Origin of the sequence: Shewanella sp. AS1 (genome assembly GCF_021412565.1) — a bacterium.
GTDB lineage: Bacteria > Pseudomonadota > Gammaproteobacteria > Enterobacterales > Shewanellaceae > Shewanella.
This window is the reverse complement of sequence record NZ_JAKCLJ010000148.1, coordinates 1-275: the sequence shown is the minus strand read 5'-3', so window position 1 is coordinate 275 and position 275 is coordinate 1. Positions and strand designations below refer to the sequence as shown.

The window sequence follows — 275 nt, the reverse complement described above, 5'->3', positions numbered from 1 at the left end:
ATCTCGCTTAACAAACCGCCTGCGTACGCTTTACGCCCAGTAATTCCGATTAACGCTTGCACCCCTCGTATTACCGCGGCTGCTGGCACGAAGTTAGCCGGTGCTTCTTCTGCGAGTAACGTCACAGCTAACGGGTATTAACCGTTAACCTTTCCTCCTCGCTGAAAGTGCTTTACAACCCGAAGGCCTTCTTCACACACGCGGCATGGCTGCATCAGGGTTTCCCCCATTGTGCAATATTCCCCACTGCTGCCTCCCGTAGGAGTCTGGGCCGT

Annotated in this window: 1 rRNA gene; it reads right to left on the bottom strand. The window is 54.5% G+C overall.

The annotated features are described in order from the left end of the window. Positions 1-275: ribosomal RNA gene (locus LZP69_RS16445) — 16S ribosomal RNA — on the bottom strand; the annotation flags it as partial.